This window comes from Clostridium carnis, from assembly GCF_054657435.1.
In genome coordinates this window covers 2429770-2452981 of sequence record NZ_BAAHYS010000001.1, presented here as the reverse complement: position 1 = coordinate 2452981, position 23212 = coordinate 2429770, and the positions used below count along the sequence as shown (strand labels likewise).

Below are 23212 nucleotides of genomic sequence, written 5' to 3'. Positions count from 1 at the left end.
GATTATAATACTTTTCTCTCTTTATAATCATGGATTTTCTATTTTTTAAGTTTTATTTTTCTAAATACTTAACCATTTGATCATTTATAACACCTTGTCCACCTAAAATATATAATTTAAATTTATTATTTTTCTTTATAAATTCTTTTTGAGTGTCAAGGTTATTAGGGCTTACAATTAATGTTGGTGCTGAAACTTTTGAACCTAAATATGCACCACTTAAGGAATCTGGAAAATCTAAAGCACTAGCAACTAATAAATTATTTGATTCCCCCTTAAATCTTTCGGCTATCATAAGTGAAGTAACATATCTATCACTTCCCCCTAATCTATTTACATTAGATGATATGCCTTTTAATTGATCTTCAATATCCTTACTTATAACGCCTGTACCTCCAGTTATTATTATTTCACTAGGAGCTATATTCTTTATGGCATTTTTAGTTTCTTCAGTAATACTATTTCCAACTAAAAATATTGGATATCCCTTAGCTGCTGATATTGAAGATATAGATAAAGCATCTGGATAATTAAATGCATATGAAATAATTACTGGAGTTCCTTTTTTAGGTGCTAATTCATTAACTATCATTCTATTAGTTTCAAATCTATCTTTTCCACCTAATCTTTTAATATTATTAAATCCTTTTGACTTTAGGTAGCTAATCACAGAATTGTCTACAACACCTTCTCCACCTAAAATTATTATATTTGCATCTTTATTAGCATTTTTCTCTACATAATTTAAAGTATCTAAACTTCTATCAACAGTTTTTCTTACTAATAAAGTTGGTCCATCGTATTTTGTATTTAAAATAGCGCCTGTTAACGAATCTGGGAAATCTATATAAGAGGATAATAATACAGCATTTAACTTTCCATTACCTCTAATATTATCAGCAACTTTTATAGAAGTCTCTATTCTATCCTTTCCACCTAACCTTATATTTTCCTTAATCTTTTCATTAGGTATTATAGCAGGTATTTCATTTTTAATTACAGGTACTTCTTCTTTTACTACTAGTATTTCATTTTTAACTATAGCTGGAGGATTTATTTTACCCTCTGTTATTTCTCTATATCTTTCAGGTGAAAAAAACACCTCTTCCATGTTTGGTGAAACATCTACAATATTATCATCCTCATTAATAACTCCCGTTACATAAGTAGTTTTAACCATTCCATTTTCTGAGCCTTTTTCCATCTTTATTATTTTAAGGTAGAACGTACGTTCTCGACCAATATTGAAATGCCTATATATTTTCCCATCAAATGGAATTTTTTTGATATCTAAAAAATATTCACCTGGATTATTATTATATTCTGTAAGATATTGTGAATAATTATCTATATCAACTAAAGTAGATATAGAATTAATTTCTTCAACTGTTTTTCCTTCTGGAATTCTTTCATAGACCATTCCTCTGACTATATCTGAAGGAATATTTTTAACATTTGTTATTTCATTATATTTTTCTGGTGAAAAAATTATAAGTTCCATCTCTGGTGAAAATGCCACAATATCATCTTTTATAACTTCATCAGCCATAATTTTAATTCCTTCTATATAAGTAACCTTAACCTCTCCATACCTTATACCTTTTTCTATATTTATTATTTTAAAATAACGTTGACTGACAAATTTAGGATTAGTATTATCTATATATTTATATATTTTACCATCAAGAGGAAGTTTTGAAACATCTAAAAAATATTCATCTGCTTTATCTCCTATTTCTATAAAATACTGTGGATAATTATCTCTATCAACTAAAATTGCTTCCATATCAATTTCTTCAGCTTTTTTTTCACTGCCCATTTCATTATTATTTAATGCTGCTACATTAGTTACAGATACACCATTAAATATTATTATTGCTAATAACGCAACACATATATTTTTTAATTTTTTTAAATTTGATTTTCTCATAATCTACATCCTTTCATTTTGTTTCTTCTGCTACAATATCTTAAAGATAAATACTTATATTAAGACATCTGCCATTCTAAATATATAAAGATTTTATGTCAATGGTTGAAATTAAAACTTAAGGTCATCTTAAGCATATTTTATGAATAACTTATAAATCTTTATGAAACCTTATGTTTTCTTATGATTTTTTTAAGTATCCTTAATTATAGTATTATAATTTTAATATTAATAATTAGAATTAATTTTAAGCTTAAAATTAATAAAAATATAAGAGGTTAAACTTCTTTAATAAAGAAATTTAACCTCTTATATTCTAAATAATTATCACTATATAAATATTAATTTTATATTTTATTAATCTAACAATCTAAGTATATCATCTAAATTTTCTTTTAAAATTCTTGCTTTTTCTTTTGATATTCCAACAGAACAAAAAACTCTACTTGGAACATCTATAACTTTGTTCTTTAAATCACGACCCTCTTTAGTTAATTCTGCTATAACAACTCTATCATCTTTTGGATCTCTATATTTTGTTATAAGCTTCATTTGCTCTAATTTTTTCAATAAAGGAGTTAAGGTTCCTGAATCCAAATGTAATTTTTTACCTATTCCTTTAACGCTTATTTTTTCTTCTTCCCATAAAACAAGCATTGTTAAATACTGAGTATAGGTTAAGTTATATTCATCTAAAATTGGTTTATACTTTTTTATTATTTCTCTAGATGCTGCATATAGCCTAAAACACAATTGGTTATCTAATTTTAAATAATTATTTTCTTTCATAAAATCTCCTATTATAGATAAATTTAATTTTATTTGTTAAAACTAAATTTTATACAATTAATTTATATATAGTAGGATATTACTTTTTATTTTTTCTGTCAATACTTAAATCTATAGATTTATAATATTCTTTTCCTTTAAATCAACTAAACTTTCAGGAGAATGTGTTGATAAATACACTGTATCATTTTCTTTGATAAATTCTCTTATATTATTTAATGTTTCAATTGCTTTTTCCTTATCTTCAAATACAACTGATAATTGATTTTTTATTAATGCATCATTTGTATAAGTTATATCTCCATGAAGCATATAATTTAATTCTTTATCTTCTACAATAACTATTGAATTACCTCTTGTATGTCCATATGCAGGTATCATATAAATTCCATCTGATATTTTTTCACTTTTTTCAAAGTTTTTGTATTTTCCACTTTCAAAATTTACTCTAATTATATTTTCTCCAGTTAAGTTCATAGCCTCTGCCTCTATTTGAGAAATATAAATTTTTGAATTTTTAAATAATCTTAATTCACCAGTATGATCTGGATGCTTATGTGTAATTATTACTTTATTTATATCTTCAACTTTATAACCTACGTTTTTTAAGGCTGTTACAAAATCGGCTACTTTTTCTCCAGTATATAACAATTCACCTGGTTTCTTTTCAAAATCTTTTGTTTCTATCGGTAAACCTGTATCTACTAAAATAACTTCTTTACCTGTATCTATTAAATAGTTTTGTAGGCTAGCTTCATATGTCTTTTCAATATCGATAAGCTCTTTATCCATAGATCCTCCAAATGCAAATACTTGTTTCATATAGCCATTTTTATAAAATTCTAAAGCTTTAATTTCCATATTATTATCTCCTTCAAATTCAATTTTTATTTTATATTGATTTTTATTTAATTAACTTTTCAATGTCATTTTTAATTTTTTTTGGTACTGTTGTTGGTGAATATCTTTTCACTACATTTCCATTTGAATCAATTAAAAATTTAGTAAAATTCCATTTTATTTCATTGCTTAGAAGTCCTTTTGCTTCATTTTTTAAAAACTTATATAACGGATGTGCATTTGATCCATTTACATCTATCTTTTCAAACATGGTGAATGTTACACCATAATTTAATTGACAAAAATTATTTATTTCTTCATTGCTTGATGGATCTTGATTTTTAAATTGGTTACAAGGAAAACCTAATATTTCAAAATCTTTATCTTTAAATTCCTTATATAATTCTTCTAATTCCTTAAATTGAGGTGTTAATCCACATTTACTTGCAGTATTTACTACTAATATAACCTTTCCTTTATATTTTTCCATTTTCACTTCTTTTCCATCTATATTGTTAGCTGAAAATTTATAAAATCCCATAACTTCCTCTCCTTTAATTAATTTTTTAAAATTTAATTTTATACAATTAATTTCTTAAATTTATATTATATCTTTTTTTTTATAATGTCAATAATTTTTATAAATAATAAATTACAATATTAAATTCTAACATTAATTATTTATAAAAAAGTAGCTCATATGGATACATATTTTAAAGTAATAGTTCACTTTAAAATATGTATCCATATGAGCTATAAACATATCAGTATAAATATTTTTATATTCCCCTTAAATTATTTATATTTTACAGATATAATCTCGTCTCTATTCTTCTATCATACTCTGACCATTTACCTTCATCTGTATTACTTTTTATTTGAGAAATTTTATTCATAGTAGCATCTATTGAATCAGCATAATTTAATATAAAAGCCTCTTCCATTTTCATTTCTCTCGGTGATCCATATTCAAGCTTTCCATGATGTTGAACAATACATCCCTTTATCCTTGTAATAAAGTCATCTGAATAAAAATTTGGATTTTCTAAAATTGCCTTATCTACTAATTGTACTCCAATAACTATATGACCTTCCATTTCTCCTCTTAATGTATATTTAAATGGTCCATCATAATATAACTCATAAACTTTTCCAATATCATGAAGTTTTGCTGCAAGTACAGCTGTTTCTGTTCTTCTACATTTATACTTCTCACAAAGCATTGCTGTTAGATACATAACATTTAAAGTATGTTCTGCAAGTCCACCTATATAATTATGATGCATAGATACTCCACCTATACCTTTTTTAAACATAGTTAAAAACTCTTCATTCTTAAAGAAATAATCATTTAACGCTTTAGCTTCTCTTGAAATTATGTATTTTTCTGTATAACATTCTATTTCTTCCATAATATCTTCTATTGGTCTATCTACAGTTTTAAGATAATCTTCTAAATTATATTTAAAAATAACTTCATACTTTTTAACCTCTAAGTTTACTCCCTTTATACCTTCGATTTGTAATACTCTTCCCTCTATAATATCTTCTTTTTTATTAGGAATTGTAGCTTTTACTTCTCCTGTTTTGTCCGCTAATATACATACTATCTTTGATAAATCCTTAAAAATTATTTTCATTACCATTAATGATATTTTTATATTGCTTTCATCTTTAATATCTGCTAAAAATATATCCTTCTTATACATAAAATCCTCCAAAAATTTTTATAAATTTAGTATGTGCAAAAACTAAGAAATTTCACTTAAAATTATTAAATTTTATTTCTTTTAATAATATAACTTTTTCTTAATTTTTAAAGTATCCTATTAATTTATAAGTTATATACTCTACTATAGCAATTAACACAATACCAATACTATAGCAAATTAAATCACTATATAAAAATCCATGACCAAGAATTAATGCCCCAATAGTTGTGCTTCTTATACTATTAATCCAAGTATCTTGATAAAGCTGAGAAATTTCTATACAATAAGAAAAAATCAGAGAAAACATTGTTATTTTAAAAACTGAAGCTTTATTAAACAAAAAACCTAAACCTAAATAAACCATTATTGCCCATAAAGTATCACCAGCATATTTACTTATAAAATTAGGTAAATAACTTCCGAATTTTCTTGATGCTAAACCTAAAGCAATAACTATTATTATATAAGTAAAATAAATAGATCTTTTTCTATTCATCTTAATCCACTTCCTCTACTATTAATTTCCATTTAATCTTATTATCCTATAAACTTATATTATTCTACAATAGATATAAATAAAAATTAATATCTCATTTATTTAAATTACATATAAATTATTTTTATGGAGACAATCTATATGTAATCTTTAATAAAAAATACGTTTAATTAAATGTTATAATTAAAGTATATTATATTTTAAAGGGAGGTATTTTTATTTATGAGTGAAAAATTATATTTTAATGGTGATATATTAACTATGGAAGATTGTTTATATGTAGATTCCATATTAATTAAAGATGGTAAAATACATAAAATAGGTAAAAAAGAGGATTTAATTAACTTAGTAGACAGTAATGTTGAACTAATAGATTTAAAAGGTAAAACATTAATGCCCTCATTTATAGATAGCCATAGCCATTTTTCTGGATATGCAAATTCTCTTCTTCAAGCTTCATTAGAAAATGCTACTAGCTTTAATGATATTTCTTATTCTATAGAAAATTTTATAAAAAATAATAATATTAAAGAAGGGGAATGGGTTCTTGCTAAAGGTTATGATCATAATTCTTTAATTGAAAAAAAACACCCAAATAAGGAGCTATTAGATAAAATATCTCCAAAGAATCCACTTGTTATACAACATAAATCAGGTCATAGTGGATTATTTAACTCATTAGCATTAAAGAAATTAAATATAACAAATGATACTCCAAACCCTGAAGGTGGAGTTATATTTAAAAAAAATGGAGAACTTACAGGTTATCTTGAAGAAAATGCCTTTGTAAATAATATACAAAAACTTCCTATATCCTCAATGGATGACTTTAAAAAAGTATTAATTAAAGCACAGGAAAAATATGCAAGCTATGGAATTACAACAATGCAAGAAGGTATGATTGTAAATTTACTAGGAGATATCTTAGATCTTTTAATAAAATCTAAAATATTAAAGCTAGATTTAATTGGATATATTGATTTACGAGATTCTAATAAATTATTAGAAAGGTTTAAATATTGTATAAAAAGATATAATAATCATTTTAAAATTGGCGGATATAAGTTATTTTTAGATGGCTCTCCTCAAGGTCGTACTGCATGGATGTTAGAACCTTATAAAGATGCTAAAGATGGCTATAGAGGATATCCTATATATAAAGATGCTGATTTAGAAGAAAAAATTGAACTTTCAATAAATGAAGATATGCAATTATTAGTACACTGTAATGGTGATGCAGCTACTAATCAATATATAAATCAATATAGGATTGCTAAGGAAAAATGTAATTCTAATAATGATATTAGACCAGTTTTAATTCATGCACAATTATTACGTAGAGATCAGTTAGATAATGTTAAAGCTCTTAATATGATTCCTTCATTTTTTGTTGCTCATGTATATTATTGGGGTGATACTCATATTAAAAACTTTGGTATAGAAAGAGCTAGTTTAATAAGTGTAGCTAATTCTGCCCTAAAGAAAGGAATTAAATTTACATTCCATCAAGATGCTCCAGTAATAGAACCTAATATGTTAGAAACTGTATGGTGTGCTGTTAATAGAATTACTAAATCCGGTGTTATTTTAGGTGAGGATGAAAAGATTTCACCATTAGATGCATTAAAAGCTGTTACAATAAATGCCGCATATCAATATTTTGAAGAAGATATAAAAGGTTCAATTAAAGAAGGTAAATTAGCTGACTTAGTCATATTAGATAAAAATCCACTAAAAGTAGATCCCTTAGAAATATCTAATATATCAGTTTTAGAAACAATAAAAGAAGGAGCTACTATATTTAAAAAATAATTTAACTTAATAAATAAATACTATATCTTAAGAGTTTTAAAATTCTTAAGATATAGTATTTTATTTTTTTACATTGTTATTTCTTTTTTACCTGAAAGCTTAAAGAATAGTAATAATGATATAACTGTAATTACTGTTAATATAGTAGCTAATGAAGCAGCTGTACCATAATTACCTCTAAGAACTTCAGTATATATAGCTATAGTCATTGTTTTAGTTTTTCCAGTGTATAGTATAATTGATGTACTAAGCTCACTTATTATTGTTATCCAACTTAATATTGCACCTGCAACAACTCCAGGTAACATCATTGGCAATGTTATTTTCCAAAAAGTTTTTAAATTAGATGCTCCTAAGCTTATTGCAGCTTCTTCAGTACTTATACTTATTTGATGTACTATAGCTGCACTAGATCTTATAGTATAAGGTAGCCTTCTTATTACAAATGCAATTATCATAATAATTGCTGTTCCACTTAATAAAAGTGGTTTTTTATTAAATGTTAATAGTAATGCTATACCTAAAATAGATCCTGGTACAATATATGGGAACATAGTTAATATATCTAATAAATTAGTTAATGGGTTTCTCCTTCTAACTGTTACATAAGCAATTAGAATTGCTAATATAACAACTATTACTATTGCAAGTGTAGCTAATACAAATGTATTCTTTATAGATCCTCCAACCTTTGTAAATGCAGTTGTATAACTTTTCAAAGAAAATCCATTTGTAAAAATTCTTCCTGAAGTATTTAAGAAAGATGTATAAATAACAACTATTTGTGGTAATAATGCAATAAATGTAAATATATATACATATACATGAGCTAAAATATTTTTTAATCCTTTAATGTCTTTAGCTTCCATTGGATGAAGCGCACTCATAGTAAAGGATTTTTTATTTGAAATATACTTTTGAAATAAGAATATTAAAGTTGCAAATACAATTACTATTACACTAATAGCAGCTGCAAATCCATCATCTCCACCCATTTCACTAATAAACTCATTAAATATTAAAACAGGAACTGTTTGATATCCTTCTCCTATAAGCATAGGTGTACCAAAGTCAGCTAAAGCTCTCATAAATACTAGTAAAGCCCCTGCTAATAATGTTGGTAATATTAGAGGTACCATTATCTTAAACATTTTTCTAACACCAGTACATCCCATACTTTCTGCTGCTTCTAATAGTGAATTATCCACACTCTTTAAAGCTCCTGATACATACATAAATATTAGTGGTGAAAGTTGAAGGGTTAAAACTAGTAATATTCCTGAAAAGCCATATATATCTGGCATATTTATATGCCATGCATCTTTTAAGAAATTAGTTACTACTCCATTTCTTCCAAGTAATAATATCCATGAATACGCTCCAATAAATGGTGCTTGCATAGATGAAATTAATATTAATATTCTTATAATTGATCTACCCTTAATTTTTATTGTTGCCATAATATAAGCTAGAGGTGTAGCTATTGCAACACATAATAACGTAACGCAAACTGTAACTTTTAAACTATTAAAAAGTGATTCATAATAATAAGATTCTTTAAAGAACTTAGCAAAATATGCTAGTGAAAAGCTATGAGTTTCTCCACTTATAAAGCTTTTACATAATAATGTGAATAAAGGAAATACTAATACTAATATATATACTATAAATATTCCTGCTGTAATAAAAGTCCATACGTCATTTTTTTTCTTTAATCTACTCATTTAAATCACCTACGTTATTTAGAGTATAATTAGTATTTCCTTCTTCATCAAACACATTTATTTTATCTTTTTTCACTGTTAATCCTATCTTAGTTCCTGGTTTTATAATTTTTTCTATAGTAGATTCTTGAATTATTTCTATCTTTTCACCACTTTCTAATTCAACAAAGTAATGTGTATTTAATCCTAGGAACACACTTGAAGTTACAGTTGCCTTTAAGCCATTATTATCTTTTGATATAATAAATTCTTCAGGTCTTACAGAAATTTTTGCATTAATTTCTTTATCCCCTTTTAAGAATAGGTTGTCCATTTCTTCAACATATTTATCATTAAACTTAATATATGCCTTATTATTTTTTAGAATTATTTTACGTTCTAATACATTAGTACCACCAATAAATGATGCAACAAATAAATTTGCAGGTCTTTGATATATTTCTTGTGGAGTACCTACATGTTGAATAACACCTTGTTTCATTACTGCAATTCTATCTGATATAGCCATTGCTTCTTCTTGGTCATGAGTAACGTAAACTGTAGTTATTCCAATTTGATTTTGAATTTCTTTAATTGCATTACGCATCTCTACACGTAATTTAGCATCAAGATTACATAGTGGTTCATCCATTAATAGTACATCTGGGTGAATTACGATGGCACGTGCTAAGGCTACACGTTGTTGCTGACCACCTGATAAATTTTCTGGTAGTCTATCCTTATACTCATCAATTTTAACTACCTTCATAATTTCATCTACTTTTTTTTCTATTTCATCCTTTGGTACTTTACGGTTTTCCAATCCAAAAGCAACATTTTGTTTTACTGTTAAATGAGGAAATATAGCATAATTTTGAAATACCATGCCTATATTTCTTTTAGCTGGTGGTACATCATTAATTACACGTTCATTAAATTTAATTACTCCGCCTTCAATACTATTAAATCCTATAATCATTCTTAACAATGTAGTTTTCCCACATCCTGAAGGACCAAGTAATGTAAAAAACTCTCCATTTTTTATATTTAAATCTAAATCTGGAATTATAATATTTTCCCCATATTTCTTTACTACTTTTTCACAATTTATAGCTATACTCATATAATTCACCCTCTATCCTTTTGTATTATTTAATTTTTCTTTACAATAACTTCTCTATATTTTTCTACTATTTTATTTTTATTATTAGCTACATAATCAGTATCTTCATATATTTGATGTATATCTTTCATCGGTTTCATATAATCGCCTAATTGTGCATCTTCTCTAATAGGTCTATTAGTTAACTTTGATCCAAAAGCATCTTGTGCTTTCTTTGAAGTTATAAAGTCCATAAACTTCTTTGCATTGTCCATATTTTTAGCATCTTTAATAATTCCTGATGCTGCATCTAAGAAAACAGTTCCTTCTTTAGGATAAACTATTTCAACTGGAGCGCCACTTTTTACATAACTCGCTGATGGATCTTCATAAGTTAATCCTACAACATATTCTCCATCTGCTACACTTTTGTGTACTGCACCTGAACCACTTGCTACTTTTCCATCTAAATTGTCAACAAGTTTTTTTACATAATCCCATCCTTTATCAGAAGTATAATCTCCACCTATTGCAAGTAGCATATTAGTTAAATGTGCAAAAGCTGAACTTGAGCTTGTTGGGTCAGCCCCTGTTATTTTTCCTTTTAATACTGGATTTAATAAGTCCTCATATCCCTCTATTTTTATATCTCCTATAAGATTCTTATTAACAAGAATAACACTACCATCTGAAACATAAGTTGTAATATATCCAGTTGTATTTTTATGTCCTTCCATCAAATCACTATCATTTGCTGAAACATATTTTTCAAACAATTCAGGCTTTTGTGCATATTGAGCCCTAGAACCACCAAATATAACATCTGCATATGGATTATCTTTTTCAGATTCAATACGCTTAAATAACTCTCCTGTTCCAGCACTTACAAGTTCAACACTAATTCCTGTTTCATCTTCAAACATTGGTATTATAGTATTTATAATATCTTCACTATTTGGAGAATAAACAACAAGATTTTTAGATTCCTTACCTCCATCTCCTCCATTAGCTCCACTACACCCAACTAAACATGTTGCTCCTAAAAGAATTGAAGTTACAATCGCTAAAACTTTTTTCATTTTTCTTTCCCCCTTATTTTTTTATTTATTAAGTACATCTTTATTGTAAGCGTATTCAATATTCCTTTAAATGCTAAAATTCACAAATATAGTGTAAAATAGAAAACTAATTTTTACTTACAATTTCTTAATAGAAACATATTTAATTAAATGTTATACTGTTTACATAATATTCATATATTAGAAAAAATGAGGAGTATTTTTATGAATAATAATTTTAAAAGCTTTAAGGAGTCAATACATCACTTCTTCTTCAAGTATGCACTTATACCTATTTTTATACTAATTATATTATTTTCTATATTTATAGTTATAATAACTAAAATAAATATTATTATGAACACTAAGCAGGCTGGAAAGAACATTAGTGATTCTATTAATGAAATTTATACTAACTACTATAATGAAGTTGATAAAATGTCTATTTCTAGTAATGTTATAAATTATATAAATAATAGAACAGATTTAAATCTTGTATATGACGAATATTATAAATTTGCAAATAAGCAAAAAGTAAAAGGAGTTTTAAACTTAATAGATTCTAGAGGTGTCTTTTTAATTTCAACTAGTAATCCTACTTCTGATACAGATCTTACTATATTAAACTTTATAATACCTAAAATTAAGGATAATCCAGATAAAATACTAAGTGAAATAAATATCCTTTCCTATGAATATAATAAAAAAACAATTTATACCTTTGCTAAAGCAATTAAAAATGAAAATTCTATAATAGGATATTTAATTTATCAACTCTATGAAGAGGATTTTGAAAATTTATTATTTGAAGAAAATAATGAGTTAAGTGTTATTACAGATAAACATAATAGGATAATCGCTACAAATAATAACTTTGTAAAAGGATTAATGAATAAGTTTAGTCCTGAATATTATGATGATAACCATGTTAAGATTTTAAATAATAAATATTATTTAAATAAAACTAATATACCCAACTCCCCTATATCTGTATACACATTAAATTGTATAAATATAAAAAATAATATTTTATTAATCTATTTTACCTTTATGCTTATAGTTATTCTATTATCAGTAGCTTTAATACACTACCTTGCCACTAAAATGGCTGAGAATAATAGTAAATCTATAGACAAGCTTATCTACTCTGTAAATGAATTAAAAAAAGGTAATTTAACCTCTTATGTAAGTATAAATTCTGGAGATGAGTTTGAACTACTTGCAAATGAATTTAATAATATGTTAGATAATCTTAATTCTTTAATGAAAAAAAATAAGGAGCTTATTGATCTTAGTTATAAAAGCGAAATTAAACTTTTACAGTCACAATTTAATCCACACTTTATTTTTAATATTCTTGAAACATTAAAATATTCTATGATTATAGCGCCAAATGACTGTGAGAAAATTATAATGGGACTTTCAAGCCTTTTAAGATATAGCATTAATTGTGACGGACCAAAGGTTCTGTTAAATAAAGATTTAGAGTATATAAAAGATTATCTAGAATTAAATCAATTTAGATTTAAAGGTAAACTAAAATATACTATGGATATATATAATAATTCTGAAAAAGCTCTTATTCCAAAGCTCCTATTACAAACAATTATTGAAAATTCAATTAAATATGGATATAAGGATAAAGAAAATTTAGAAATTAATATAACTTCAAATATTATAGATAATAAACTTATATTGTCAGTAAAAGATAATGGTTCTGGAATGTCAGAGGAACAATTAGCCAAAGTAAAAAAAATTATATCTGATCCTAATAATACTTCAAATCATATTGGTTTATATAATTTATATAGAAGATTAGTTCTACTATATGTAGATAACCAAACTTTTGAAATTGAAAGTGCATTAGGGATAGGTACTAACATAAAATTAACAATACCTTTTGAGGAGGAAAACTCTTATGTTTAAACTTTTAATAGTGGAAGATGAAGAAATGATAAGAAAAGGGCTACGCTATACATTTAATTGGAGTAAATCAGATGTTGTCGTTGTAGATGAAGCCTGCAACGGAAAAGAAGGCCTAGATAAAATCAGAGATTTTAAACCTGATATAGTTCTTCTTGATATAAACATGCCTATTATGGATGGTCTTACAATGATAAAAAATAGTATAACTGAGTTTAAATATAGTGCAATAATAATTTCTGGATATGATGAATTTGCTTTAGCTAAAGAAGCTATTCATCTTGGAGTAACTGAATATCTTTTAAAACCGTTAGATAGTGAACAGCTATTCGATGCTTTAGAAAGAGCAAAAAAACAAGTTCTATTACTAAAAGAGCATAATATTATTGAAAATACTACATCTACTATAGATGAATTAGATGTAATTCAAAAAAATGTTTTGAAAAAAATATCAAATTCCTCTTACTATGTTTCAAAAATGATAGATTACGTTAATAGTGAGTATAGTAAAAAAATTACAATTCAGGATTTAGTTGATAATCTAGGTGTGAGTTCAACTTACCTTAATCAAAAGTTTAAAAAAGAAACTTCCTATACTTTTAATGATTATTTAAATAGATATAGGATAAGTCAATCAATAAATTTAATAAAAACTGGAGAAGGTAAAATCTATACAATTGCAACTGATGTTGGATTTAAAGATTATAGATATTTTATAAATGTTTTTAAGAAATATACTAATTGCCTTCCAAGTGATTTTTTAGAATACTTTAAAAATAATTAATTTAGTATGTTGAAATAACTCAAATACGTTATAGTATTTATTTCTATTTTAAATTAGTGTTTATAACTGACTATATAAAAATGGACAAGGTAATTTTTCTTGTCCATTTTACTTTTTAATTCATATAATGTTAAAGTTATTCACTACTTTATTTTATCTAACTTATCAAAAAACATTTAAATTTTACAACACTTTTTACATACAGTAACCTTTATCTTGCCTTTGGTATCTGATTTAATGGCTTTTGTAATTTGATTTTTACATAATCCAACTTAATGAAAGCAAGATACATATAATCTCCTCTTCATTTGATTTATCAATAATATCAGCTAAATAGCCTCTGCCTATTTCTTCTTCTTCTACATTAACAGATGCTACTAAGTTTTCATTTTTAGTGATATTAAATGTCGGTCCAAACCAATTACCAACAACAGAAAAACCACTTCCTATAATTTCATAAACGTCTTTTAATTCTTTCATGTCTTTTTTTATTTTAATTTTATCATCATTTATTAATATATTTATTTCAGGAAAATCAACAATGGAAAAATTAGCTCTAGTTTTTTCTATAATTCCTATATTTTCATTATTATTGTTAACTATTGAATATCGTGACCTTGTTGGTAATGCCATTGATTTTTTTAAACTTAGAATATATTTCCCATTTTCATCTGTTACCTTGATTACCTTTGGTTCTTTAGCTCCTCTAATACTTATTATTTTTACCATTTAAACCTCTCCTTTATTTATATAAATATCTAAATTTAGTTTCCTTAATATATTCAAAAATGTTAATTAAATTTAGTATGAAGAAGTTCTAAAGCTTTGCTACCTCCTATTTCACCTAAGTAATTATCATAAACTTCTTTTACTTCCGGATTTTCATTAGATACCCTAATTTCTGATTTTTCATCTATTTCATTTAAAACTTTTTTCCTTAAATCTATATAACTTTCAGTTAAAAGTGTATAGTTACTTTTATCATAAAACTCCATTGAAATAGCATTACTTCTACATAAATTACTACAAAGTTTACATCCTACACATTTATCTTTATCTACCGCTGCAACTCCCTTTGTGTTAAATTTTAATGCTGTAGTAGGACAATTTTCTATACAAGTTCCGCAGGAAACACAAAAATTTTCTTTTACTTTGGATTTTTTCATAACTTTTGGAGTTCCTCCTCCATTTATACACCCGCCAGGACATGCCATTACTTCTATAAAATCATAATCCTTCCATTTTTCACTATCTAAAAAGTTTATTAGATTACTAATTACATTTACTGCTGCACCTTTTATAGTAAGATTATTTATACTATACTCTATTACCTTAACCCCATCGAATCCAACTAAATCAACAGGCTTAATATTTATTAAATTTGATAAATTAGCATCTTTAAAATAATATCCTACTGATCTTAAAGTAGACCTTAGCACACCTGTATTACTTCCAAAGATTGCTCCCGATCCTGTATTTTCTCCCATTAAATTATCAAATTCCTCTGATGGAATATCTTTTATATTAATGCCCTTTATATTTAAAAGTTTTGCATATTCCCTAACTGTAAGTACAACATCTATATCTTTATATCCATTTTTACTAAATTCAAGTTTTTCTGCTTCAAATTTTTTTGCAGTACATGGTTTTATAGATATAACAAATATATTTTCTTTTGGTATATTATTTTTTTCTGCAAAATATGTTTTTATTAAAGTTCCTACCATTTGCTGTGGAGATTTACAAGTAGATATATTAGGTAATAATTCCCTTCTAAATCTTTCAGCCCATTTAACCCACGCGGGGCAACAAGATGTAAACATAGGTAAAGCTTCTTTATTATTAATTTTATCATATAATTCTTTTGCTTCTTCAACTACCGTCATATCTGCTCCAAAATCTGTTTGAAATACCTTATTAGCTCCTAAAAGTCTTGCCGAAGTAGCTAACTTTTCATTAACATTTGTGCCAATTTCTAACCCAAATTCCTCACCTAATGTGGCTTTAACAGCTGGTGCGAATGTAGCTACTATATACTTATTACTAGCTATAGCATTATCAATCTCATTAATATCTTCTCTTATATCTATGGCTGATGTTGGGCATATTAAAGTACATTGTCCACAATATATACAACCACTATCATTAAAAGTATCTTTTTTAGGTTTTATAACTTTCATATCTGGCTGAGATAATTTTAGCACCGATATATTTGTAATTTTTGTGCAATTAATAGCACAAGCTGTACATGCTATACATTTTTTTCTATTGATTCTAATTAACTCCTGGGCTTGCCTAATATTTTTTTTACGTCTTTTCCCCACTAAACTACTCCTAAATATTTTTTCTATTCTAATAATATTATAGTTCTACTTTTAATATTATTGTTTTTGAAAAAAAATCTATTAAATATAATTATATAACAAAAAAAGGCTATAGTTAACACTATAGCCTTCTAACAATCTAAAATTATCTTCTATTTTGTTCTTTTTTAGCTCTTCTACAAGAAATACATCTTGTTGGTTCATTATCGAATCCTTTTTCTTTGTAGAACTCTTGTTCTCCTACTGAAAATATGAATTCACTACCGCAATCTCTGCATACTATTGTTTTATCTGTCATAATAATTCCTCCTAAATTTAAAGATTTTAATTCATTAATAATCTCTATTTACGAGAAACTATTTACAAAATGAAAGTCTTTATTTTGTTAGCATTTCTGCTACTTTTTTATAATAACATAAAATAATACTTATTGCAATATAATATTATTATTTTTTTATAAATATCTATAATTTTATAATAATCTGTTATTCACCATATTTTTTACTATATTTCACTTTTACTTTTATATTAGGATGTTTTTGGCAAAACTGACTAATTACAAAATAGCAGCTTGGACACGGTTCCCATTTACTATATAAAATAAGATTTCCTTCATTTTTTAATACTTTTGATTCTATTTGTTTATGTATTTCTTCAAATATCTTTTTTTCACTATCATTAACTCTGTTATATCCTACTCCTAATTCACCTAATTTATTAACCTTATAGCTTTTAAAAACTGCCTCTTCTATTGCTGGTGCAAAACAATAATCTCTTACATTATTACTTCCACTTATTGCTTTAAACTCCTTATTATCATATATTGCTACTGCTATATTTATAGAATCCTGTAATGTTTTACTTTGTTCTATTTTAAATGTTGTTTTTTCTTTTTTATCACTTTCTATATATTTATGCATATTCCTTATTAAACGTTGAATTCTTGGTATATTATTACTTAAATGTTGATGATACTCTATCGTTCCTTTTTCCGGTATAATATATTTATGATTTATTTTCTCTGGTATTTCTATAGATATTGTTTTAGTTCTAGTTTTGTCATTATACTTTTCTTTTACAACATCTTTTTTAACAATAATCATTTTTTTCAACAACTCAATATCCTTTGTATAAATACACTCCTTATCTAATTCTTTCTCTAATTTATCTATTTTGATTTTCTCTTTTTCATTTATTTGACTAGATACATCATTCTTTGTTTTTTCTATAGTATTTATAATATGGGTTACATTGTCTTGAAAGCCTATCTCTCGTTCATATTCGATTCTATCTATATTTAGCTTTTTTATTTTACTTAGTTTTTTACATAGGTTGTTATGTTCATTTTCAAATAACATTATTTTCTCTATATAGTCTATAAAACCTCTTATATTATTTGCTTTATAAGTAATATCACCCTCCTTAATACATATATATAACCTATCTATTACACTAGTATCTACCTTAAAAATTTTTATAACCTTTTCCTTAAATTTTTCTTCATCTAATTCACTTATGTTATATCCTTCTCTTTTTAATTCATCCTTAAACTGACTTATATTACTAATCTTTATTCGTTCTTTTTTTCTTTTCTTTAAGGTCATATTTACTTCCCTCATATTTACCTCTTATGTTTAAATTTCATTAATATACTTGAAATAATTAAATTTATATATTTCAATACTAAAATGTAATTTATATTATCAAAACTATTCCAATTATACACTTAATTAATATTTACTCAAAGATAACTTAATATAATCTTAGGTATAATAAAAAATAGGTATCTTATAAATAATTTAAAAATCATTTATAAGATACCCAATTTATACATTATACTTTACTTTTTACAATAACCTTTATCGTTAAATATTACTCTTCCTCTTCCCATCTTAAAGATCTACTAACAGCCTTTTCCCATCCTTTATAACACTTGTCTGCTTTTTCTTTATCAAGTTTTGCATCAAATTCATCAGCCATATGCCAGAACTTTTTAATTTCTTCTTTATCATTCCAAAATCCTACTGCAAGCCCTGCTAAATACGCTGCTCCCAATGCTGTTGTCTCTGATATTATCGGTCTTATAACCTTCTTTCCTAATAAATCTGCTTGAAATTGCATTAAGAATTTATTTCTACTTGCTCCTCCATCTACTTTTATACTCTTAAGATCTGATCCAACATCTTCCTTCATAGCATCTATAAGGTCTCTTGTTTGATATGCTATTGATTCAAGTGCTGCTCTTATAATATGATTTCTATTAGTTCCTCTTGTTAATCCAAATATTGCTCCTCTAGCGTACATATCCCAATGAGGTGCTCCAAGCCCAACAAAAGCTGGCACTATATATACCCCTCCATTATCATCAACTTTAGATGCAAAATACTCAGTATCTGCTGAATCATTTACTATTCTTAATTCATCTCTAAGCCATTGAATAACTGCGCCTCCTACAAACACTGATCCCTCTAACGCATATTGAACCTTTCCATTAATACCTATAGCTATAGTAGTTAAAAGACCATTTTTACTTTCTACCATTTCTTCTCCTGTATTCATTAATAAAAAGCATCCTGTTCCATAAGTATTTTTTGCCTCACCCTTTTCGAAACAAGTTTGTCCAAATAAGGCTGCTTGTTGATCTCCTGCCATACCAGCTATAGGAACTCTTACTCCACCTTTTCCACCAAGGTTTGTATCACCATATACCTCTGAAGAATTTTTAACTTCTGGTAACATTGATTTTGGTATATTTAATTCCTTTAAAATTTTATCATCCCATTTTAATTCTTTTATGTTATAAAGCATAGTTCTTGATGCATTAGTATAATCTGTAACATGTGCTTTACCATTAGTTAGCTTCCATACAAGCCAAGTATCTACAGTTCCAAATAAAAGTTCTCCTCTTTCTGCTTTTTCCCTTGCCCCTTCTACATTATCTAGTATCCATTTTATTTTAGTTCCTGAAAAATATGCATCTACAACTAAACCAGTATTTTTCTTAATATAATCTTCCCATCCTTTGGCTTTTAGATTATCACATATATCTGCTGTCCTCCTACATTGCCATACAATAGCATTATAAACAGGTTTTCCAGTGCTTTTTTCCCAAACAATAGTAGTTTCTCTTTGATTTGTTATACCTATAGCAGCTACTTCATCTTGAGTAATATTAGTTTTAGCGATAACTTCTTGAAGAACACCATATTGAGTAGCCCATATTTCCACTGGATCATGTTCAACCCAGCCTTCTTTAGGATATATTTGAGTAAATTCTTTTTGACTTATTCCTATTATATTTTGTTCCTTATCAAATACAATTGCCCTTGAACTTGTGGTTCCTTGATCTAATGCTATAATATACTTTCCCATAATCTTCACTCCTAACATTTTATAATTTAATTATTATATCAAATACTAAACTTCCTAAAACTCCTCCAAGTATTGGTGCTATAACTGGTATTAAAGAATAACCCCAATCTGAATTAGTCTTATTTTTTATTGGTAGCATAGCATGTACTATTCTTGGACCTAAATCTCTTGCTGGATTTATAGCATATCCTGTTGTACCTCCTAAAGATAATCCTATACCCCATATTAAAATACCTACTAAAAATGATCCCATAATACCTACTGTTCCTACTATTTCTCCTCCTGAACTTTGGAATGTAGTTTTAAATACTTCGCTATAAGTTATTCCTCTTATACCTAATAATAATATAAAACTACCAGTAAATTCACCTATAAAATTATAAAATTTATTTCTTATAGCAGGTGCTGTACAAAATGTTGCTCTTATATCCTCACCATCTAAAGTTTCATCATAATGTGGCTTATAGTTAATATAAACAAGAACCATTCCAACCATAGCCCCTAATAACTGACTTACTATATACATTGGTACATCTCCCCATGGAAATAATCCCGATGAAGCTAATGCTATAGTTACAGCCGGATTTAGATGAGCTCCACTCATCCACCCTGTAATATATGCTGCTACTGCTACTGCAAATCCCCACCCTGCCGTTATTACAATCCACCCTGAGGAATTTCCTTTTGTTTTTCTTAACACTACATTGGCAACAACTCCGTTACCTAGTAAAATTAAAATAATAGTGCCTAAAAATTCTGCTAAATATGCTTGCATTTTGCTCGCTCCTTTTATTAATATTTAAAGAAAAAAAGCTACATAAAATTGCATGCACAATTTTATGTAGCTTTTTTCTCTAATTCTCTTTATTCTACATATCCAAATCTTTATTTTTAATTTTACATTCATTACCTACATTTTTGTAATCATTTTCAGCACAATATTATTGTATCACCCTTTATATATAATTGTCAATATATTCCTTTTTATATTGAATATTTTTATTCAATATAAAAATAAATAGTACTCTATTCTTTCACATATTAGATATATTGTAAATATAATATTTATAGGAATATTATTTTCCTAAAATTTTATATGTAGGTGATTAAAATGTCCTATACTAATAAAAAAATTATGAAGGAAGTGTCTATACCTTATCCATTATATCAATCTGAAAAAGGAAGATACTTTATTGGTCAGACACCAATATTAACTGGAAAAGATCAGCATGCTTTAGCCGCGTTAGTAAATCCTATTAATTCAAATGTAAATATTTATGTAAATGCTATAACTGTAACAAATATTTCTGAGATTAATTTATCTGCTGAATTTTATCTAAAATCTACCTTAAATAGAGCACTGAATAGTAATTCAGTTAGCTGTACTAACTTATCTATTACTCCTGAACCAACTCCTAGAGGGAAAATTAAATATTTACCAACAACTACTACTCCTCCAAGAAATGGTGTATCTATATTTAGCAGAATAATTTCTCCTTACTCAACTTTAGTAATTGATGGTGGACAAATAATTATTCCACCTGGAGAATCTCTTATTGTTTATCTTGGTGGCCTCCTACCTATTGCCTTTGATAGTACTATAGTTGCTTTCGGTTGGTGGGAAAGAAATTTAACTTGTTATTGTTAAACTAAAATCCTTATTTATTAACCTAGAAATATATTTAAACAGTTGTTTTTTACCATACTGTAAAATGGGATGTATCAACTATTTTTAACACATCCCATTTTTTCATTTTAAAATATAAACTATATTTTAGATTTAAATCTTAACTACATTTTACTATCATTACATATTTAAACCCATTAATTCTTCTTTAAAAATCCTTTCGTCCATTAATTTCAAATCTTTAGATACTATAGGCTTAAAGGTCATATTTTCTAATATATCTTTTTCCAAATCTACTCCTGGAGCAATTTCTTCTAGTACTAACCCTTCTTTATACAGCCTAAAAACTGCTCTTTCTGTAATATATAAAACTTCTTGCCCTATTTCTGATGCATATTCTCCACTAAAGGTTATTTGCTCTACTTTATCTATAAATTTAACAAATCGTCCCTCATTTACTATATTTAATTTACCATCATTTACTTTAACTTTTAAGCCAGCTGCTGTAAAAGTTCCACAATATACAACCTTTTTAGCATTTTGAGTAATATTAATAAATCCACCACATCCTGCTATTTTAGTTCCAAATTTACTTACATTTATATTTCCACTTCTATCACATTGAGCAAGTCCAAGGAAAGCTATATCTAAGCCTCCACCATCATAAAAATCAAATTGAGTTGCTTGATCTAAAATAGATATTGGATTTAATGATGCACCAAAATTCAAACCATTTGCTGGAACGCCTCCAATAGGTCCTGATTCTACTGTCAATGTAGATTTATCGCCTATTCCTTCTTCATTTGCTACACTAGATATTCCTTCTGGCATTCCTATACCTAAGTTTATTATGGAGTTTGTCTTTAACTCTAATGCTGCTCTTCTTGCTATTACTTTTCTCTCATCTAATGGTAAAGAATTAACTAAACTCACTGGTGACTTTATTTCTCCTGAATATGCTGGATTATACATTTCAGCATAAGTTTGCATATGAACTTCTGGTTTAGAAACTACTATTGCATCAACATATATTCCTGGAATCTTAACTTTTCTTGGATCTAAAGTTCCCTTAGAAACTATATTCTCTACTTGTAAAATTACTACTCCTCCACTATTTTTTGCAGCTTGAGCCATTGAGGTTGCATCTAATGTTGCAACTTCCTTGTCAAATGTAGCATTTCCTTCTTCATCAGCATAAGTTGCTCTTAGTATCGCAACATCTATTGGTATAGATTTATAAAATAAATATTCCTCATCATCAATATTTATTACTCTAACTATATCTTCTTTTGTACTTTCATTTAATTTCCCTCCGCCAAGCCTTGGATCTACAAAGGTTTGTAATCCAACTTTTGATATTGTTCCAGGCTTTCCAGCTGCAATATCTCTATACATATGAGATATTATCCCTTGAGGAATATTATAAGCTCTAGCTTCATTTTCAACTGCTAATTTTTGTAATTTAGGACATAATGCCCAATGCCCACCAATTATTTTCGAAACAAGTCCCTTATGTCCAAAGTGGTTTAGGCCTTTATCCTTACTATCCCCTTGTCCAGCAGCATATATTAGTGTTAAATTATTTGGAGTACCATATTTTAAGAAGCTCTTTTCCACTTCTGCTGTTACTGCTTCTGCATGTCCACTTCCAATAAATCCTCCTACTGCTACTACGCAACCATTTTTTATTATTTTAATTGAATCCTCTAAACTTATAATTTTAGATTTCATTTTATATAC

General features: G+C 26.6%; 20 protein-coding genes. 4 read left to right on the top strand and 16 right to left on the bottom strand.

Annotated elements, in window-relative coordinates; all coding sequences use genetic code 11:
• Positions 1-52 precede the first annotated feature (52 nt).
• From ACYQ1T_RS11855 to ACYQ1T_RS11830, 6 genes are all read right to left on the bottom strand, one after another.
• The gene (locus tag ACYQ1T_RS11855; RefSeq protein WP_459834978.1) at positions 53-1930 is read right to left on the bottom strand and encodes a cell wall-binding repeat-containing protein; all 1878 of its coding nucleotides are present in this window, start codon (positions 1928-1930) and stop codon (positions 53-55) included.
• A 357-nt stretch (positions 1931-2287) separates the two neighbouring features.
• Positions 2288-2719 (bottom strand): MarR family winged helix-turn-helix transcriptional regulator, encoded by a 432-nt coding sequence (locus tag ACYQ1T_RS11850; protein WP_459834976.1) that lies wholly within the window; start codon positions 2717-2719, stop codon positions 2288-2290.
• A 111-nt stretch (positions 2720-2830) separates the two neighbouring features.
• Positions 2831-3580 carry an MBL fold metallo-hydrolase gene (locus ACYQ1T_RS11845; RefSeq protein ID WP_459834974.1) on the bottom strand — a complete coding sequence of 250 codons (750 nt, stop codon included), beginning with the start codon at positions 3578-3580 and terminating at the stop codon, positions 2831-2833.
• A 43-nt stretch (positions 3581-3623) separates the two neighbouring features.
• Positions 3624-4100: a glutathione peroxidase gene (locus ACYQ1T_RS11840; RefSeq protein ID WP_459834972.1), complete on the bottom strand. Its 477-nt coding sequence runs from the start codon at positions 4098-4100 to the stop codon at positions 3624-3626.
• A gap of 265 nt (positions 4101-4365) precedes the next feature.
• Positions 4366-5268, bottom strand: a complete 903-nt coding sequence (locus tag ACYQ1T_RS11835) for an HD domain-containing protein (protein WP_459834970.1) — start codon at positions 5266-5268, stop codon at positions 4366-4368.
• A gap of 100 nt (positions 5269-5368) precedes the next feature.
• Positions 5369-5767 carry a ribosomal maturation YjgA family protein gene (locus ACYQ1T_RS11830; protein WP_459834968.1) on the bottom strand — a complete coding sequence of 133 codons (399 nt, stop codon included), beginning with the start codon at positions 5765-5767 and terminating at the stop codon, positions 5369-5371.
• A 222-nt stretch (positions 5768-5989) separates the two neighbouring features.
• Between ACYQ1T_RS11830 and ACYQ1T_RS11825 the strand changes: the two genes are divergently transcribed.
• On the top strand, positions 5990-7579 hold the full coding sequence (locus ACYQ1T_RS11825; protein WP_459834966.1) for an amidohydrolase: 1590 nt from the start codon (positions 5990-5992) through the stop codon (positions 7577-7579).
• A gap of 68 nt (positions 7580-7647) precedes the next feature.
• On the opposite strand, the gene ACYQ1T_RS11820 is transcribed toward ACYQ1T_RS11825, so the two are convergent.
• The 3 genes from ACYQ1T_RS11820 to ACYQ1T_RS11810 are packed head-to-tail and all read right to left on the bottom strand — an operon-like array spanning position 7648 to position 11463.
• Positions 7648-9303 (bottom strand): ABC transporter permease, encoded by a 1656-nt coding sequence (locus ACYQ1T_RS11820; RefSeq protein ID WP_459834964.1) that lies wholly within the window; start codon positions 9301-9303, stop codon positions 7648-7650.
• Positions 9296-10405, bottom strand: a complete 1110-nt coding sequence (locus ACYQ1T_RS11815; protein ID WP_459834962.1) for an ABC transporter ATP-binding protein — start codon at positions 10403-10405, stop codon at positions 9296-9298. Before ACYQ1T_RS11815 ends, ACYQ1T_RS11820 begins: the two co-directional genes overlap by 8 nt.
• Positions 10406-10434: 29 nt before the next feature.
• Positions 10435-11463 carry an ABC transporter substrate-binding protein gene (locus ACYQ1T_RS11810; RefSeq protein ID WP_459834960.1) on the bottom strand — a complete coding sequence of 343 codons (1029 nt, stop codon included), beginning with the start codon at positions 11461-11463 and terminating at the stop codon, positions 10435-10437.
• Between the two features lie 204 nt (positions 11464-11667).
• Here ACYQ1T_RS11810 and ACYQ1T_RS11805 point away from each other — a divergent pair, with 204 nt between their 5' ends.
• The gene (locus ACYQ1T_RS11805) at positions 11668-13368 is read left to right on the top strand and encodes a sensor histidine kinase (protein ID WP_459834958.1); all 1701 of its coding nucleotides are present in this window, start codon (positions 11668-11670) and stop codon (positions 13366-13368) included.
• A complete protein-coding gene (locus ACYQ1T_RS11800) occupies positions 13361-14149 on the top strand; it encodes a response regulator transcription factor (RefSeq protein ID WP_459834955.1) in 789 nt (262 codons plus the stop codon). Before ACYQ1T_RS11805 ends, ACYQ1T_RS11800 begins: the two co-directional genes overlap by 8 nt.
• Positions 14150-14407: 258 nt before the next feature.
• Here the strand turns inward: ACYQ1T_RS11800 and ACYQ1T_RS11795 are convergent, their stop codons facing one another.
• From ACYQ1T_RS11795 to ACYQ1T_RS11770, 6 genes are all read right to left on the bottom strand, one after another.
• Positions 14408-14878 carry an LURP-one-related family protein gene (locus ACYQ1T_RS11795; protein WP_459834953.1) on the bottom strand — a complete coding sequence of 157 codons (471 nt, stop codon included), beginning with the start codon at positions 14876-14878 and terminating at the stop codon, positions 14408-14410.
• A gap of 62 nt (positions 14879-14940) precedes the next feature.
• On the bottom strand, positions 14941-16473 hold the full coding sequence (locus tag ACYQ1T_RS11790; RefSeq protein ID WP_459834951.1) for a [FeFe] hydrogenase, group A: 1533 nt from the start codon (positions 16471-16473) through the stop codon (positions 14941-14943).
• Between the two features lie 145 nt (positions 16474-16618).
• Positions 16619-16771 carry a zinc-ribbon domain-containing protein gene (locus ACYQ1T_RS11785; RefSeq protein WP_430841979.1) on the bottom strand — a complete coding sequence of 51 codons (153 nt, stop codon included), beginning with the start codon at positions 16769-16771 and terminating at the stop codon, positions 16619-16621.
• Between the two features lie 187 nt (positions 16772-16958).
• Positions 16959-18092: a deaminase domain-containing protein gene (locus ACYQ1T_RS11780; RefSeq protein WP_459834948.1), complete on the bottom strand. Its 1134-nt coding sequence runs from the start codon at positions 18090-18092 to the stop codon at positions 16959-16961.
• A 253-nt stretch (positions 18093-18345) separates the two neighbouring features.
• Positions 18346-19845 (bottom strand): glycerol kinase GlpK, encoded by a 1500-nt coding sequence (gene glpK / locus ACYQ1T_RS11775; RefSeq protein WP_459834946.1) that lies wholly within the window; start codon positions 19843-19845, stop codon positions 18346-18348.
• A gap of 19 nt (positions 19846-19864) precedes the next feature.
• Positions 19865-20620, bottom strand: a complete 756-nt coding sequence (locus ACYQ1T_RS11770) for an MIP/aquaporin family protein (RefSeq protein ID WP_459834944.1) — start codon at positions 20618-20620, stop codon at positions 19865-19867.
• Between the two features lie 336 nt (positions 20621-20956).
• Here ACYQ1T_RS11770 and ACYQ1T_RS11765 point away from each other — a divergent pair, with 336 nt between their 5' ends.
• Positions 20957-21493, top strand: a complete 537-nt coding sequence (locus tag ACYQ1T_RS11765; protein ID WP_459834941.1) for a DUF6143 family protein — start codon at positions 20957-20959, stop codon at positions 21491-21493.
• Positions 21494-21652: 159 nt separating this feature from the next.
• Here ACYQ1T_RS11765 and ACYQ1T_RS11760 read toward each other — a convergent pair whose 3' ends face one another.
• Entirely contained in the window at positions 21653-23203 is a 1551-nt protein-coding gene (locus tag ACYQ1T_RS11760; RefSeq protein ID WP_459834938.1) for an acyl CoA:acetate/3-ketoacid CoA transferase, read from the bottom strand.
• Positions 23204-23212 lie beyond the last annotated feature (9 nt).